This is a genomic window from Levilactobacillus muriae (assembly GCF_045862015.1).
GTDB lineage: Bacteria > Bacillota > Bacilli > Lactobacillales > Lactobacillaceae > Levilactobacillus > Levilactobacillus muriae.
This window is the reverse complement of sequence record NZ_BAAFRU010000015.1, coordinates 21,112-37,291: the sequence shown is the minus strand read 5'-3', so window position 1 is coordinate 37,291 and position 16,180 is coordinate 21,112. Positions and strand designations below refer to the sequence as shown.

The 16,180-nt window shown below is 49.2% G+C and carries 11 protein-coding genes; 6 read left to right on the top strand and 5 right to left on the bottom strand.

The window, feature by feature from the left end; translation table 11 throughout:
• Positions 1 to 331: 331 nt before the first annotated feature.
• The gene (locus tag ACKTSF_RS10730; protein WP_407889306.1) at positions 332 to 811 is read right to left on the bottom strand and encodes a C40 family peptidase; all 480 of its coding nucleotides are present in this window, start codon (positions 809 to 811) and stop codon (positions 332 to 334) included.
• Positions 812 to 1,014: 203 nt separating this feature from the next.
• Here ACKTSF_RS10730 and ACKTSF_RS10725 point away from each other — a divergent pair, with 203 nt between their 5' ends.
• The 3 genes from ACKTSF_RS10725 (at position 1,015) to ACKTSF_RS10715 (ending at position 3,593) form a co-directional block, all read left to right on the top strand.
• Positions 1,015 to 1,485 carry a MerR family transcriptional regulator gene (locus ACKTSF_RS10725; RefSeq protein WP_407889304.1) on the top strand — a complete coding sequence of 157 codons (471 nt, stop codon included), beginning with the start codon at positions 1,015 to 1,017 and terminating at the stop codon, positions 1,483 to 1,485.
• Between the two features lie 209 nt (positions 1,486 to 1,694).
• Positions 1,695 to 2,144, top strand: a complete 450-nt coding sequence (locus tag ACKTSF_RS10720; RefSeq protein ID WP_407889302.1) for a PadR family transcriptional regulator — start codon at positions 1,695 to 1,697, stop codon at positions 2,142 to 2,144.
• Between the two features lie 12 nt (positions 2,145 to 2,156).
• Entirely contained in the window at positions 2,157 to 3,593 is a 1,437-nt protein-coding gene (locus ACKTSF_RS10715) for an MFS transporter (protein ID WP_407889300.1), read from the top strand.
• Between the two features lie 705 nt (positions 3,594 to 4,298).
• On the opposite strand, the gene ACKTSF_RS10710 is transcribed toward ACKTSF_RS10715, so the two are convergent.
• Both ACKTSF_RS10710 and ACKTSF_RS10705 read right to left on the bottom strand, forming a co-directional pair.
• Complete coding sequence (locus tag ACKTSF_RS10710; RefSeq protein ID WP_407889298.1) at positions 4,299 to 6,407, bottom strand: KxYKxGKxW signal peptide domain-containing protein; 2,109 nt, start codon at positions 6,405 to 6,407, stop codon at positions 4,299 to 4,301.
• A 409-nt stretch (positions 6,408 to 6,816) separates the two neighbouring features.
• Entirely contained in the window at positions 6,817 to 9,609 is a 2,793-nt protein-coding gene (locus ACKTSF_RS10705; protein ID WP_407889296.1) for an MMPL family transporter, read from the bottom strand.
• A gap of 204 nt (positions 9,610 to 9,813) precedes the next feature.
• Here ACKTSF_RS10705 and ACKTSF_RS10700 point away from each other — a divergent pair, with 204 nt between their 5' ends.
• Both ACKTSF_RS10700 and ACKTSF_RS10695 read left to right on the top strand, forming a co-directional pair.
• A complete protein-coding gene (locus ACKTSF_RS10700) occupies positions 9,814 to 10,050 on the top strand; it encodes a hypothetical protein (RefSeq protein WP_407889294.1) in 237 nt (78 codons plus the stop codon).
• Positions 10,051 to 11,018: 968 nt separating this feature from the next.
• Positions 11,019 to 11,996, top strand: coding sequence for a linear amide C-N hydrolase (locus ACKTSF_RS10695; protein ID WP_407889292.1), 978 nt, complete (start codon positions 11,019 to 11,021; stop codon positions 11,994 to 11,996).
• Between the two features lie 105 nt (positions 11,997 to 12,101).
• Here ACKTSF_RS10695 and ACKTSF_RS10690 read toward each other — a convergent pair whose 3' ends face one another.
• A complete protein-coding gene (locus ACKTSF_RS10690) occupies positions 12,102 to 13,055 on the bottom strand; it encodes a YdcF family protein (protein WP_407889290.1) in 954 nt (317 codons plus the stop codon).
• A 149-nt stretch (positions 13,056 to 13,204) separates the two neighbouring features.
• Here ACKTSF_RS10690 and ACKTSF_RS10685 point away from each other — a divergent pair, with 149 nt between their 5' ends.
• Positions 13,205 to 13,828 carry a glycoside hydrolase family 73 protein gene (locus ACKTSF_RS10685; RefSeq protein WP_407889289.1) on the top strand — a complete coding sequence of 208 codons (624 nt, stop codon included), beginning with the start codon at positions 13,205 to 13,207 and terminating at the stop codon, positions 13,826 to 13,828.
• Positions 13,829 to 14,640: 812 nt separating this feature from the next.
• Here the strand turns inward: ACKTSF_RS10685 and ACKTSF_RS10680 are convergent.
• A complete protein-coding gene (locus ACKTSF_RS10680; RefSeq protein ID WP_407889287.1) occupies positions 14,641 to 15,960 on the bottom strand; it encodes a serine hydrolase domain-containing protein in 1,320 nt (439 codons plus the stop codon).
• Positions 15,961 to 16,180 lie beyond the last annotated feature (220 nt).

Below are 16,180 nucleotides of genomic sequence, written 5' to 3'. Positions count from 1 at the left end.
AGCTTAAATTTGGTTCACTCACGCCTACGTAGACAGTGGGCAACCATCGTGGACTAACGTTGCCAGTCCGGCGATTGTCACGGCAATGTCATGTTAGAGAATAAATCATAACCGCAGGCGGTCCCCACAGTAAGCGGAATCCCTGACCGCCGGAGTGCGACCATTGCCACTAATTTAGCGGTGACAATTCCTACAGTCGCAAGAGTAGGGCGAGCATTTTGGCTTTCAACCTTTAGTTTCCATAAAAAAACACGTTACCACCAGCCAATTGCCGGTGCGTAACGTGTGATCATTTAGTAACGTTCAATTGAATTCATGAGGTTCAGTAGAACTAGTCAGCGTCAGTTGCGGTAGCGACGCGGGCGTAACCAACAGCGTGCCACCATGGGGCGTGAACGGCTTCACGAACAACACCACGGTTTTGGGCATCAATCATCTTGCCACCACCGATGTACATCCCAACATGGGAGATAGAACCAGCGCTGTAACCGAAGAAGACCAAGTCGCCTTTTTGGATGTTTTTGTAACTAACGTGTTGGTACTTGTTGTATTGGGCTTGCGCAGTCCGAGGCAACGTAGTCTTAGCACCCTTTTTGTAGATGTAACCGGTAAACCCTGAACAATCAAATGCAGAAGGACCAGTAGCACCGTAAACATAACTGGCACCTAAATGTGACTTGGCAACCTTGTAAACGGACTTGAATGATGAGTTAGTAGCGGCGGATGCCGTCGTTGACGTACTCATCGAAACAGCGAAGATCCCAACAATAACTAATGCAAATGCGACTAATATTTTAACAGCTTTCTTCATTCCTACTGACAACTCCTCATGAATTTCTACAGTTACTAGCGTACCAATGTAATGTGACAAATATGTAACAAGCCCTTTGCAAACCCGTTAAATGTCTTAAACAAATCATTACTTTTCGCAATATAGTTGCAATTTAGGGGCGAAACTTGTTAAAATCTAACAGTATTGGTAAGTAAGTTAACACAGGGAGGAAGTCACGCAAGATGGCGGAATTTACAGATCAAGTACGAGAGGCCTTTGATTTTCATCGGTTGGTCTTTCGAATCGGGGAATTATCATCCATGACCGGCGTTTCCGCGCGACAGTTGCGTTATTGGGAGAAGAAGGAATTGATTGTTTCGCGGGATCGTGAGGATGGGCAGCAAGCTCGGGTCTACACGTTCAAAACCTTTATCAAAGTGTCGATGATGAAATATTTCTTAGATGCCGGGTACACTCTTGACGGCGCATCCAAGCAAGCTCAGGCTCGTGAGGATAACGTCAAATACATCCATCGTTTCATTTCCACGGGGATGCAAGGGTTCGCCAAGGTGGATGATGAAATGGCCATTAATCTGGGCGCCTTCGATGACAGCCAGACTTTAATGGCGTTGCTGCCTGAAGATGGTCCGGTTCATTATAAATTATTACCGAACGCTGAGGCCCAACGGCTCACCGATGAAATTCAATTGTAAAAATAAATAGCCAACAAACACCGCGTCCCGATAAATTTAAGGGGACGCGGTGTTTTAGTGCATGGACAGCGCGCCCATCCTGATCAGGTAGTCACGGCAGAAGCAGTGATCGTTCATCTAGGCACTGAACTGAGCCGTTAGCGGAAGTAAAGCTTGTACATATCGTACGGATACATTATGATAAAAAGTCGTTAGAAGGGTTGCGTGACATGTATAAATTATTTGTATTAGGTCAGCTGATGGATCATGAGATGTCAGGGTATGAGCTACGCAAGGCACTGGCTACGATCGTGGGGACAGAGCAGACTATTAGCTATGGTGTGCTGTATCCGCTGTTAGCACAATTGGCTGCGGCTAACGAGATTACGGTGACTACAGTTGATGGCGGTCAGCGTTCCAAAAAGATTGCGGCGATTACGACAGCTGGCAAACGCCAATTTGTGGTATTAGTGATGGCGCCGGTGGCCGTGAATAAGCAGTCACAATTATTATTTCAGATCAAATGTAACTTCTTACATCTCTTATCGGCGGTGGAACAACGAGCGATCCTGACTGACTTCCAGAAGTTTTGTCACGACCAACTCGATGACCTGCAGCATTCGCGGGACTACGTTTTGGATCATCCACGGATGGTTCCACAAGATGTGACAGATACGTAAGGGAGAATGAACATGAAAGTAAAAGTTTTTGCGGTTGATCCAGTAATTCAGAAACATCGGTGGTGGATTCTGGTGGCTATCTGCCTATTTACCTTCATGTCAACTTTAGACGGTAGCATCGTGAATATTGCCTTGCCAGTTATCAGTAAAGACATCGCTATCCCGATGAATCAAGCGGAATGGGTCGTCTCTATTTACCTAATTGTCATCTGTGCACTGCTGTTACTCTTCGGTAAGCTCGGGGATACCCATGGGAAAATTAGAATCTTTAAGATTGGTTCTGTCCTATTTACCGTGGGATCACTGCTCTGTGGGTTCAGCGTGGGGTTAAGCTTTCTATTGGTGGCACGAACCATTCAAGCCGTTGGAGCGGCGATGACCATGGCGACCAATAGTGGCATTATTACCGAAGTCTTTCCTTTCAACGAGCGGGGACGGGCACTCGGGATGATTGGGTCCTTCGTGGCCCTTGGCAGTATTGCCGGTCCTGGTGTGGGCGGTCTAATTTTGGCACACTTTGACTGGGGCTACATCTTCTGGATTAACGTGCCAATTGGTATCGTCGCGTTGTTAATGGGATACCGCATCTTGCCCAAGGATATTTTAGTTAGTAAACAGGCTATTGATAAATTGGGAGCGGGTCTGTTCGCCCTGATCGTGGTCACCCTGTTTGCAGGGGTCTTTGTCGGCCAGGAAGTCGGATTTACCAAACCATTAATCTTGGGGTTGTTTGCGGTCGCTACTGTCGCCACCATCTTCTTCGTGCGGCTCGAACTACGGATTGATAATCCCATTCTCGCGTTACAGCTTTTTAAAAACAAACGGTTCACCATCAGTCTTCTCTGTGCCTTTCTGATTTTTGTGGCCAACTTCTTCTTCAACGTTATCTCACCATTTTACTTAGAAAATGCCCGGGGCATGGCGGCCAATTTTGCTGGTTATGCGCTGATGACATTTCCGATCGTGCAGGTCGTGGTCGCACCGATTGCCGGGAGTATTTCTGATCGAATTGGGCCGGAAATCCTGACGTTTGTCGGACTCGTATTGATCTCGATTAGTCAGATCGGCTATATGCTAGCTAACCTGGCGACGCCGCTGTGGGTCTTCATGTTCTTCATCGGTCTGGTCGGCTTTGGAAATGGGGTCTTCATGGCCCCCAACAATACCATTGTTATGAGCTCCGTGCCGATGAAGGATCTCGGCGTGGCCGGTGGGGTCAATGCCTTGGCTCGTGAGATGGGGATGGTCGTCGGTATTTCCATTGCCACGACCGTTCTATTCTCCGCAATGGGTCATTATGCGGGGCACAAGGTTACGGCGTATCTACCGGCGCATCCAGAAATCTTTATTAGCGGGATGCACGTGGCCTTTATGGTTTCGTTGGCGATCTGCTTGGTTGCAAGTGTGATTACGGGCTGGCGGGTATTCAGTCGGCGAGCCAGAGCTTGAAAATCAAAATAAATATGGCAGGCACCCGTCAAACTTGACGGTGCCTGCCATATTTTTAATGCAATAATTTAAGGCTGAAAGCCAAAATGCTCAACTTTACTCTTGCGACCATTGTCACCGCTAAATTAGTGCCAAGGGTCGCACCCCGGCGGCCAGGAATTTCGCTTGCTGTGGGGAACGCCTCCAGCCAAAAGACGGGCTTCCAGCTCGCCTGAAAGCCGCCAAGTGTAGGCGTCTCTCAGGTCGTCCCACGATGTAAGGCCGGGAAAATCACCGACCAACATCGTCGACACGGCTAGCTCCATCCCTGACCGTCTCCGGCTCTGATTGTGCACGTCAATTTCGAGCACTGAATTCCATATGGGTGTTAGGGTTTAAGCATAAAACAATAACGTTTCTATAGGCATAATTCAGGTTGCCTCAGATCAGCCACGTCAGCCGAGAGGTCGGCATATATGGGCTCAGGCGCGTCGTTCTACTTAGTCAGGGGGCGATTTCCCCACTGGCTTAGTAGAAAACCAAGCTTGGAGACTCGGTCCTTTCGAGGCTTCAAGTTGTGTTCGCACCGTTCCAGCCCATATCTGCCGGCCGGTAAGGCGATACCTGAACGATGTTGCCTAATTTTAGTCTCAGTATCGTTGCAACAACAGTCATAATGAGTATTTGGGAAGTGCAATAATGGTGTAAGTGATGGGGATCTTTTTGTTACTCGTGACGCCGCAGCCCGACGCCAAGCCCTAAGATGCTGATGGCGAGTGCAACGCCGACAGCGACTGCACTGACGCCACGCTTTTCGTTCGTTTGTGGTAAGGTCGTGGTTGCCGTGCTATGATGGTTGCTTGCCGTCTTACTGAGGGCAACAACCGTATTGCGGTTAGACTTTGCACTGGCCAGGGCAGTTGGGCGAGTTGCATGGCGCGTCGTGGTCACTGCCGCGGCAGCACCCTTTGTGACAACTGGGTTAGTCTTCTTGGTTGCTGGTGTTGTTTTTTGCGCCGTCTTTTTAACAACCTTTGCGGGTGCAGTACCATCGATGGTTGCGCCATCACCACCAGTGATCGGTGCTTCGGTCGTTCCCTCACCATTATTAGTTGGTGCGGTAGTGGTACTGCCATTGTTGCCAGTGATTGGTGGTGTCACAACGGGGTCCGTACCGTTGACGATGGTAAAGGTCAGTGAAAGGGCGAATTGACTGGTTTTAGAATTCAAGACCCAAACGGTATAGGTGCCGTCCGGAACGTCCTGGTTTGCGGTGAGGTTGAAACCAATCTTGTTCGTGGTATCTTTTGTCACCGTAAAGAGGCTGCCAGCACGATTGCTCCACCCGTAAATAGTCATGGGGTCACTCATATCGATGGTTGCACCATCCGCACCGAGAACGCCAGAAACATAGTGGGTAATTGGATCGAACGTCCGGTTCTTAGGGGTGATCGTGTAAGTTCCACCCGTAACGATTTGATTCATTGTGACTTGATTGCTCGTGGGATCTTGGAGGCCAGAGGTGAAGTGGTTCTTTTGCGCATCTAAAATAATGCTGTTAGCTGCGGCGTCCAGAACGGGGAAATCACCTGAGAGATTGTTATTGCTGATATACAGTGCCTGCAAATTCTTAAAATTGGCGAGCGTCAGTGGACCAGACAGCTGATTGTCCGCCAGGTTTAAGCTGGTATTGGGCTGCAAGGTACCGATATTGTCTAAACTACCGGTTAAGTTGTTAGAGGACAGGTTGAGATTGGTTAGATTTTGGAAATTAGACATATCCGGTAAATTACCTGTTAAGTTGTAGTTTCTAATCAATAGATATTGCAGCGCTTCATTTTCGCCTAAGATAGAATTAATGAAGGTTGTGGCATCCATACTCGGCTCGGCAGAATCCTTACTAGACAGCATGAATTGTGAGAGGTTGGGTGCAAAAGAAAAGTTGATCCAGTTTTCCGGTGCCATGTCGCCGGTGAAATCAAACATCGTGATATTCTTGAAATATTGTAGCCCCTTAAAAGTGGTAGGCGTTGGGCCCGTGTAGCCATAGTTTTCGACTGTCAACAGGTGATCAACGTACTGGTAGAGGTTAGCATCCGTGATGGTCACACCGCGCATATCCCTTTGCGTGTCATACTCGACCAAACCTCGTAGACCAGCATCTGGTAACCAAACGGTCGCGTCGACGCCCTGAATATCTTGGTCATTATAAGTTGGTGTAGGCGCTTCTCTAAGTAAGCTGTTGCGGTTAAGTTTATTCGTACTTTGTGTGTTGAGAGTAGTCGTGTCCGACGTGTTATGAGTAGTAGTGGCCCCATCACTGTTGCTAGTGTTGAGGGTACCGCCATTATTGGTGCCTGAATCAGAGTCAGCGTCTTTGTTTACATCTGTGCCGTTGGTACCAGTTCCCTCAGGCTTCTGGTTAATAGTGGCATCGTTATTATTTTGCGCGTCATCATTAAGAGCAGTATTTTTAGAGCTACCGGCATTTTTGACATCAGTGTTTTGATTAATGGTAGCATCACCAGCATTGCCACTGTCCTTATTGACATCGAGAGCACCGCCGTTCTCCGTATCGGCATCTGTAGTGTTCGCAGCGCCACCCTCTGTCTTCTGCAAGGTTTGGGTATTGCCGGTGGTCGTAGGTGTCGTGGTCGTAGCGGTCGTCGCCGGCGTCACTGGATTGTCCTCAGCAGTATCGGCCGTAGCGTTGACGCTCATGCCGGTCAGACCGAGGCCCAAAGTTGCGGCCGTCATACAGGCGAAGACCCAGTGCTTGCCTGCCTTGTAGCTCTTATAGTGTTCCTTTGTATCCGTAATGATTTGTTTCCGCATGATAATTACCCCCTAGTTGGCAGTGGTACATTTCAAATCCGAGTGGTCAGTCAATATTTATACCACAGATTAGTGAATGTGGACAACCTCTTGGGGTCAGTGTACACCTTAACTGAACAAATGTAACGTTAAATTATTATAATCGATGATGGTTTTTCGCATTTAAGGGATGGCGTGTAAATGAAAAATGGGCGATTACAAATTCACTTAATTTTCTGGAAGGAGGCCGGAACTACACCTCTGACTCGACATCAATAGCTTTGATGAGTGGTCATCGCGATTGCAGCAGTAAGGTTATTTACCGTCATAACTGAATTAATGTGAGGAAGCCAAATGGGTGGTGGTTGCCGATCGTTGATCCAGCAAAAAGGCCTTCGCAATTGCGAAGGCCTTTTGTTTACAGCTATTTCTATTTTTCAGTCTTATCTGAATCAGAGTTCTTAGGTGCAACCTTGGCTTTTGTCTTGGTCCGTGACTTGCGCGTGGTTCGCTTCTTTCTTCTGAATTGCATTGGCTTTTGCGCCGGAATGACAATTGAGAGTTTACCGAAGGAAGCCGCCATCAGTGGCAAGACGAGGTTGAAGATGATAGCCGTGAAGACGGTAATCAGGGCCACAGCCGTCAAGGTTTGTGATTCGGCGGCTAGGAGACCGAGGACGCCGGCAATGATGATGAACAGCGAGTGCCGCATCGTCTGACCGACTTCATGAATCCCTGGTAATAACCAATCCAACAAGGGACCATCGTTTAAGCGATAACTCAGAGCAAGTTGCGTGAGCTCGACGACGGCGAGGACTGTCAGTGGGATAAAGGTCAGCAATGGGACTTGCCAGTTGAACTCACTGTTACCGGTTAGCCAGCCCATGAGGACTTGCGTTAACTGGTAACCGGCGAATGCGGAAGCTAGGAAGGTTAAGAACCAGTAGCTGGCTTGCAAGATCGACCGACTGAACAGGATTAACAATAGTAACGTAATACCAAAGACCAGCAGTAAGACGCGAGGCAGATCGTGTTGATATTGCGTTTGAATCGTACTCGTGACGACTGGTTGCCCGCTAAAGGTTAACGTGGCATCTTTGAGAACCGTGCCGCGAAGTTGACTCTGAGTAACCTGCTTCAGTTGTTGCAACGTCTTGGTGGTGTTCTTGGCGTTTGGCGCATCCTTTAGTGTAATCGTCAGGTAAGTCGATTGTACCTTAGCGTTCGTGTAGTTTGCGAGTGATTGTTGGAAATCACCACTGGCAATCTGCGTAGGGGACAGGTAGAGGGACTTCGCCGCTTCAGAGGTTTGTAACCCGCTGAGGTAGAGGTAAATCTGATTCATCGACTTTTGCATGCTAGCGACTTGTTTCTTGGATGTCTTCAAACTGTCGCTCACGGCCTTGATCGATTCAGCGTAGTTACTCAGGTTCGAGTGAGCGGCGCTGGCATCGGTGTTGGCTGTGCTGACGGAGTTGGAGAGAGTCGTCAAGTCATTGACGGCAGTGTTCAACGTGGTATTGACCGCGTTGAGTTGATTAATGTAACGTGTGATCCGCTTTGACGTACTCGTCGTCCCAGCAGCCGTTGATCGACTCAGGGCAGTTTGGAGTGACGTCTGTAAGGTGCTACTATCACTCATCAGCGTGTTAGTTTGAGTGGTCAGTTTATTCAACCGCTTGACCTCAGCATTTAGTGATTTTTGTTTCAAATTGGTGCTGTCAGATTGCAGGTCGTTTCTGACCGTGCCGAGTTGTCCGACAACGCCGGTGATATTTTCGTTAATCGCACTTAATTGATTAGAAATATAGTACTGCGTGATCGGCTGACCACCAGGTTGGGTAACCGAGGTAACCGCAGCAACGCCCGGTTGGGCACGAAGCTTCTTAGTCAGGTTATCCAGTTGATAGAGTTGGTTTTGGTTGTCGAGACGTTGATTAGTTGAGAGGTACAACGTTACTGGCGTTGCCTTCCCTTGTCCGAAGTGCGCGCTTAATACCCGAGCACCCTGCACGGCTTGATTATTTGGAATATCTTGAGCACTGTTGTAGTTGAGGTGTGTCCGGTTCGCAAACGTTACGGGAACGATCAAGTATAGAACGACCGCAACGGCGATCCAGGGTTGCCAGAGGCCAAACTTCGTTAAGTGGAACCAAAGTTTGTGGTCCTTGAGGCGTGGTCGCGTCTTCTTTGGCCAGAAGAGGCTGTTCCCCAACATCCCCGTGAAGACGGGAACGAGGCTGACACTGGCAATTCCAGTGATGGCAAAGCCAATGCCCAGCAGACCGTAGGCACGAATCGTGGAGAAGTCGAAGAGCATCAGACTCCCAAAGGCAATCGTTAAGCTCAACGTGCTGATGAGGATGCGGTAGCCCAGGTCGTTGACGACTTGGGTCGTTGCGGCTTGATTATCGACACCGTCATCGGTCAGATTCCGCAATTCACGGAAGAACCAGAAGCTGGTCAGCAACGTGAATAAGCTGATACCCAGTAGGAGGAAGATCGGCGTGTATTCGGAATAAGCGAAATTCCAGTGGTAAGCCAGATTGGTTGCCAGGGATAGCGTCGTAATATAACTAATTAAAATAGCTAAAAATGTAATAATTGGCGCGATAATCGACGCAAATAGAATTCCCATAGCAATCAAGGCAATCAGTAAGGTCATCAGAATGACGATCAGCGTGAATGACGTAATGTGTTCGTTGGCAGCATCACTGATAATCTCGGGACTCGTCACGTAGGTATTTAGTCCAATGGTCGAGATCTGCGATTTGAGTTGTGATGCCATCTGGCGAACGGTTCCTTGGTTATGGCTGACCTCTAACTGAACGATTTCCGTGGATTTATCCTTGGAAAGCAGTTGGGGTTTACTCGTCGGCGTGTTCGTCATTGTGGTGATCTTTTGAACCCCATAATAACTGGAACGCTTCTGCAATTCGGAAACGGTCTTGTTGACCGAGGCGAGTTGCTTATTAGTAAGGGCGCCGTCAGGGTTGTTAAAGACCGCGTTGACGGTGTAAGTGCCGTTTAGGTTCCGCCCCCAAGTGTTCTTGAGTTGGGTCGCCTTAACGGGTTGACTCGTATTCGCCAATTGTGGTTGACCGTCATATTGAATGATGGTCTTGACATTTGGTAAGGTGACGATGGCCGCAAAGACCACGACTAACCAGAATACGAGTGCAAAAATCCGGTTGTGGTGAAGCTTTCTTATCCGTTCTTGCATATGTAGTCTGAGTCCTCTCTATCTAATCAATTTCCCGCCGTGCAAGCAGGGTGCAGTTCATGTTTAATTTTACCATATTGGGGCGAAATCGGGCCGTTTTCGGTGTTATTTAACAAAGTTTAAGAAAGCCTTATGGTTGACTCCCGCAACCATTGCGGTAAAGTAGAAGACCTCATGACTAACTAAAAGAAAGAACGTGAACCTATGACGAAACACCATCAGACCTACCAGAGTCCCTATGCAGCGATGCTGACGCCGGACCGCTTTGACTTGGCCCTCAAGCTGGCGACACAATATCACCTCGATGCCAGCCAGATTATGTTTGCTTACTTGGAGATCACAGCGAATGTGGCTGAACCTGGGAAGGGTGTTACTGACCGCCAAAAGGAAATTGATCAGCGTTTTCAAGCGTTTTTGGACGATGCGGCCAAGCCACTTTGATTGCCGTTCCGGGCGTTTTCACGTAAACTTAATTAACTAGATTAATCTTGTTTAGGACGATTTGTTGGCTCTGATTGCGCTTATGGGGTCGGTGGGAAATGGGCTAGGACGCTGAGAAAACGCGCACAGATGGTGGTTAACGGCTGCTGAATTTCTTTCGTCATATGTCCGGGAAACCATTGGCTAGTATTCATGAAATTTCTCCTTGAATGCAGTGTGACCGCTAGTAAGTGTCATGATTGCGTGGCCCATGATTCAGCCGATTTTCACCACCCGGTAAGGCACTGTTAGCAGCGATCATGACCCATTTTAAATTAACATAACTAAAGGTTGAAAGTCCAAGTGCACCTAGAAAGGCCTAGCTAACAGAGATTTAATCCACAAAATTAGTTGGAAATTACCACCTGCGGCTGCCAGAGATTCCGGCGTCTGTGGGGACCGCCTGCGGCCTGAGGAGCGGTCCTCCGGCTCGGTTTGAAGCCTGACAAAACCCGTCAGTCTCCAAACACGTCCCACGGTGTAAGCTGGTTCCCAGCTAACACCGTTGACACAGCTACCTCCATCTCTGGCCGCCTCCGGTTATGATTTATTCTTTAACCTGACATTGCCGTGACAACCGCTGGACTGGCAACGTTAGTCCACGATGGTTGGGTGTTGTCTACGTAGGCGTGAGTGAGCCAAATTTAGGCTCAGCCGTGGGATTTTCCAAGTGGGCTAACTTGGAAAATGGCGCCTTTGAAACGCGGGTTGGGCGGTTCAAAGCGAGCTGACAGACCGCCTCTCAGGCTGGCAGCGTCCTACCCACAGCGTTCCAGCCTAAATTTGGTGAACGGTAAGCCGGCAGGTTTAGACAACGTTGCCTAATTTTAGGCCCACTATCGTTGTTGCAACAGTCATAATGGATATTTTAGATCTTTCAATCTTCAGTTAACATAACCCATTGATTAAGGAAGAGGAGGGCATTTGCCATGTGTACCAGTATCTTACAAATTGCCAAGGACGGCAGCCACATTCTCGCGCGGACCATGGACTGGCATGCACTCTATGTCCAGCCACTGTTCGTTCCCCGTGGCTTCCAGTGGCAAAGTGTCTTTGACAATCACTGGCACACCAACCGCTACGCCTTGATTGGCGGTGGGGGCGCTCACCATAACGAAATCGACGTGTCCGATGGCGTCAACGAGATGGGATTGAGTGTACAGAAGCTCACGTTCGCCAATGGATCCCAGCTGGTCGAAAAACCAACGCCGGGACAAGTCCACTTGGCACCGTACGAATTCTCCTTTTATCTGCTAGCAAACTTCGCCTCAGTAGCTGATATCGAATCACATTTGGCGGAAATCCAACTGATGAGTGGCGCGTATGCCGTTAATAATATCGGTGATTCCGAGCTGCACTTTGCCGTGGTCGATCGCACTGGCCGAACTGTGGTCATTGAGCCGACACACTTTCCCATGCGGGTCCGCGAGAATCCCTTAGGCGTGGTCACCAACAGCAAGGACTTCGAATTGCAGCTCGAACGTCTTGGGCAATACGTCAACTACACTGATGATTTCGAAGCAGGAACCGTGCCCTTAAATGCACCACACGTCACGACGGGGCGCTTTTCTGGCAAGCCAGTGCCCAGTGGATCGTTTACGCCCGGTGGACGGTTTGTCAGAGCGGCATATTACAAGGAGCGCGCCGATCTGCCAGCCGATGAGAACGCGGGCATCATTAGTGCGTGGCACCTGTTGGATAGCGTGGCGGTGCCTAAGAGCCACCGTTATCGGCCGACCTATTCCGTCTACCGTGCGGCGACCTGTAGTGAGTCACTGACGTATTATTTCCAGCCGTACAATCGCTTGGATGTGGTCCAACTAAAATTAACACCAGAAATGCTGAACTGGACGGCACCAAAGTTTTACAAGGTTGCTGACCAACTTAGTGTGACAGCTTTAAATTAGAAGAGCGAGACACGGAGGCGGTTAGCTGCCTCGTGGAACACGTTTCGGTCATATTAATTTGAGCATACAAAAGGTGCGCTGACCTCTGCCAGCGCACCTTTTGCATTACACCAGCATCCACAATAAATTCATTGTAATCATACCGATCAGTAAGCCCCGGTGGAGCCGGGGATGTAGCATGATCAACGCTAAAAACTCACGGGCCCACCCAATTGGCAGGTAGCCTAGCCGAGTTGGTGCCGGGTAACCCCCCACGTGTAGGCGGAAGTGTTGCGCAAGCAAGCGGGTGCGAAAGAGGTGGTAGCCGTTGGTAATCAGAACCACTCGGCCGCCTTGGTTGGGCAGTCGCCACCAGAGCCTTTGACTGTTAATCAGATTGGTTCGCGTGTTTGTGGCCGCAGTCTCTTGGATAATGAGATCAGCTGAATAGCCATGATGCTCGAGGTAGCCAGCCATGGCCGCGGCCTCGCTAATTGTTTCATCTGTTCCTTGACCACCGCTGACGATCAGAGCCACCGGGTGGTCCTGCCGACTAGCAAAGGCCAGGGCGGAATCGAGCCGTGCGCCTAGTACGCGGCCAATCTGGTCGCCATTTAACAGGCCCGCTCCAAGGATCACGAGGGTGTCGGCGTGACTAGCGCGAAAGCAGATGACGCGCAGGTAGCCCACAGCACTGGCCCCAAAGAGGATGCCCAGATAGAGGCTGAAGACGGGGATGAAACTTAGCCACGGCCAAACGGTATCGGTGAACGTGCCGTGACTCACGGCGTACAGCCACATGCTACCCAGAATTAGCCAGATCCAGATTCCGGCGATGAGGCCAAACGTGAGTCGTTCCCGTTTCCTGACAACCAAGGTGGGGGTGCCAATGATTAAAAATAGAGTGAAGAGGCCCCACACTGCGATGCCCAAGATAATCAGTTTACCCAGGTCCGCCAGTGGGACGGCCCAGGGCTGGTGAGATAGGGTGGCAAATAGCGTGATTAAGCCACCACCCAGAACGGTGATTACCGCACTGGTCAGACCGTGTGGATCCCAAAGCGTGACTAAAATGATCAAAAAAATTATGGCAGCACTGGCACTCAGTAGCATGGAAATCTCCTTTCTGGGTAAAGTTTAAGTTTTGTTGAGGGTTTGGATAATTAATTCCATCCATCGAAAAACTCGTTATAATTGAGAACATTATAACTGAGATTGGAGGAATCCGGGTGCCTAAGCGTCGAAGAACGAAAAGAAAATCAAATCATAATCCCGCAACCGCCACCTGGATCTTCGTCATGGTCTTGTTGGTTCTAGGCGGCGGACTGTTAGTACGCGGTAAGATTAAGACTGAGATTCAGTCACAGCGTATCTCTCAGACTGCGACTGGCACAACGGATAACGAGACGGCCGCACAGAAGAAGTTTATCGCGAAGATGGCGAAACCAGCAGTCAGAGTTTACCGGCAAAATGGCCAAGTCTTACCCAGTATCGTGATTGCCCAAGCGATTCTTGAATCTAGTTGGGGAACATCGGGTCTGTTCAAGCAGGCCAACAATCCGTTTGGTGTAAAGGGCAGCTACGAAGGGAACTCAAAGTCATTTTGGACGAATGAATACGTGAATGGCAAGAAGATTTCGGTACGCGCTAACTTCCGCGATTATCCGAACCTGACATCAGCGATTCTAGACCACGATGCGTTGCTCAAACGCAGCTACTTTAAGCAAACGGTGACCGATTACAAGACGGCGGCTAAGTTATTACAGAATAACGGGTACGCCACCGACCCAAGCTACGCGAAGAAACTGACGAATTTGATTGCAACTTATAATTTGAACGACTATGACACTTAAATGTGAACATTACTCTTGCATATAGAAAGACTGGTCACCGCTAAATTAGTTGGAAATTACCACCTGCGGCTGCCAGAGATTCCGGCTGCTGTGGGGACCGCCTGCGGCCTAAGAAGCGGTCCTCCGGCTCGATTTGAAGCCTGACATAAACCGTCAGTCTCCAAACGCGTCCCACGGTGTAAGCTGATGCTCAGCTAACACCGTCGACACAGCTACCTCCATCTCTGGCCGCCTCCGGTTATGATTTGTTCTTTAATCTGACATTGCCGTGACAATCGCTGGACTGGCAACGTTAGACAACGATGCCTAATTTTAGTCTCGGTATCGTTGTTGCAACAGTCATAATGGATATTTTAGATCTTTCAACCTTCAGATGATGAAAACAAATGAGCTGGCACTGGTAAATCGTACAGTTGCTTTCTCATTTTTTTATTGTAATTCTGTGACTTGATTGCGTCAAAGTTAACAACTAGTTTAGCTGGAGGAGGTCAGGGTGTAGCCAGCCGTGACGATGGCGTAAGTACGGGTGGTGGGCCTTCCCGTACTTACGCCATGGGACGAGCTTGAAGACTCGCGAACTTTAGCGAGGCTTCAAGTCGAGGTGAAATACCGCTTCTCAGGATTTCACCGGTCCCCACAGCAGGCGGAACCCTGACAGCCGCAGGCGACAAGTTTTAGCTATAACGTCAAAACGAGGCAGTACCGGCATTGCGCTGGTACTGCCCCGTTTAACCTTGTCTGCCAAATGAAGTAAAATCCTTCAAGCAAGCGACACCTAACGCGTCCCCCTCATAAATGGGGCGGATGACCCGTTAGTTCTCGTTGTAGTACCGCGCGAGATCGTAGAGTGTCTTGGCCAGAGTGTCCATCGGCGTGGTTGGCGCCTGATTGGCAAAGAGGATGACACCGGATTTGTTACCTTCCGATCCGTACAGCTCGGTTTCGTAACCCGCGCCGCTGAGAGTGCCACGAACACGTTTGATACTATTGCTATAGTGATACAATCCACCGGCATAGTTCAACTTGTAGTCGTTTGAGAGGTCGTAATATTGATTAGTCGTCAGGATCTTACCATTCCGCAAGCCCTGCTGAATCTTGTAGTAGTCGGCCGGCGTTGAATAGTAGTTACCAGCACCTAACAGGGAGGATACTAATTTCTGTGAGGCGTTGTTAGAATTGTTACTCTTACCGTTGGCATAACTGTAACCGTTAGCGATGGAGCCGCTGCGGGGCAGGTTATTCCATGAATAGGTGTTCTTCAAGCCGAGTGGGGCGATAATCCGTTTTTGAACCAGCTGATCGTAAGTCTGACCGGTCACCTTCGAGGCGACACCAGCGAGTAGGGTAAAGTTGGCGTTGGTGTAGTTAAAGCTGCCGTTACTGCCAACTTTGAGCTGATTCAACGTGTAGTTGATCTCAGCGGATTGTGAGGTGAGGACACTGCTAGGTGTTGACTCATCCATGTCGATTCCCGACCGTTGATTGAGCAGTTGGCGAAGCGTGATTTGGCTGCTATTCTTGACACCCGGATAGTACTTGCTGAGTTTGTTGTTCAACGACAGCTTGCCTTGTCCGGCGAGCTGTACGATGAGCGCGCCAGTCATCACCTTTTGTAGCGAGGCGATGGGGTAAATCGTGTTGGCTGAATTCAGCGTTTTCGTGGCGGCATCGGCATACCCGACGCTGACATTACTGGCACCACTCGAATAGTTATTGAACAACATGGCGCGGCCCTGGAAGTGGGCGTTGTTCAGCAGTGCTTGTGCGTTCTGGCTGCGGCTGAACTTCTGTAATGCCTTCACATCGACCCAGCCGATGGTTTTACCGTACCAGGAGAACTTGGCAAACTGCACGCCGTTCGAGAGCGTCGCCACTTGGCTGACCTTTACGAACCGGTGTTGCCAGTTCTTACCACTAGCGTCACGGGTCTTAGCCGACCGCTGGGTATAGTAAGGGGCGTAATAGTAGATACCATCATTGCGACTACCTTGATTGACAAAACGTGCGTTGTAACTGGTATTCGTGGTACTCTTGATTCCCATGTAGCTACTAGCGTTGGCAGAAAGCGTCGGCAGGCTGCCAGCAAACGCACACGCGAGAGTTACACCCAAAATTGTCACTATTTTCTTCAAAATTTATCATCCATTCCCTAAAAGTCGGTCTAAGTTTCCCCAAAAGCCAGTCTCATATTAACGCGCCTTGGTCATATTTTCAATCGTTTATTTGATGAACGAGTTAAGTGGCCTAACCAACACTTTAATTAGTTGTGGGGCATGGTGGATAAACGAGTCGCAAGTTAAGGGGGAGTGTGGTAAACTTATCCAGATAAAAATAAGTTTATAAATGGTGTCA

Bases quoted from the DNA above. Each gene is read 5' to 3' on its own strand.
- ACKTSF_RS10700 (WP_407889294.1), top strand. From the start codon at position 9,814: ATGACGAAACACCATCAGACCTACCAGAGTCCCTATGCAGCGATGCTG.
- ACKTSF_RS10695 (WP_407889292.1), top strand. From the start codon at position 11,019: ATGTGTACCAGTATCTTACAAATTGCCAAGGACGGCAGCCACATTCTC.
- ACKTSF_RS10725 (WP_407889304.1), top strand. From the start codon at position 1,015: ATGGCGGAATTTACAGATCAAGTACGAGAGGCCTTTGATTTTCATCGG.
- ACKTSF_RS10705 (WP_407889296.1), bottom strand. From the start codon at position 9,609: ATGCAAGAACGGATAAGAAAGCTTCACCACAACCGGATTTTTGCACTC.
- ACKTSF_RS10720 (WP_407889302.1), top strand. From the start codon at position 1,695: ATGTATAAATTATTTGTATTAGGTCAGCTGATGGATCATGAGATGTCA.
- ACKTSF_RS10710 (WP_407889298.1), bottom strand. From the start codon at position 6,407: ATGCGGAAACAAATCATTACGGATACAAAGGAACACTATAAGAGCTAC.
- ACKTSF_RS10715 (WP_407889300.1), top strand. From the start codon at position 2,157: ATGAAAGTAAAAGTTTTTGCGGTTGATCCAGTAATTCAGAAACATCGG.
- ACKTSF_RS10730 (WP_407889306.1), bottom strand. From the start codon at position 811: ATGAAGAAAGCTGTTAAAATATTAGTCGCATTTGCATTAGTTATTGTT.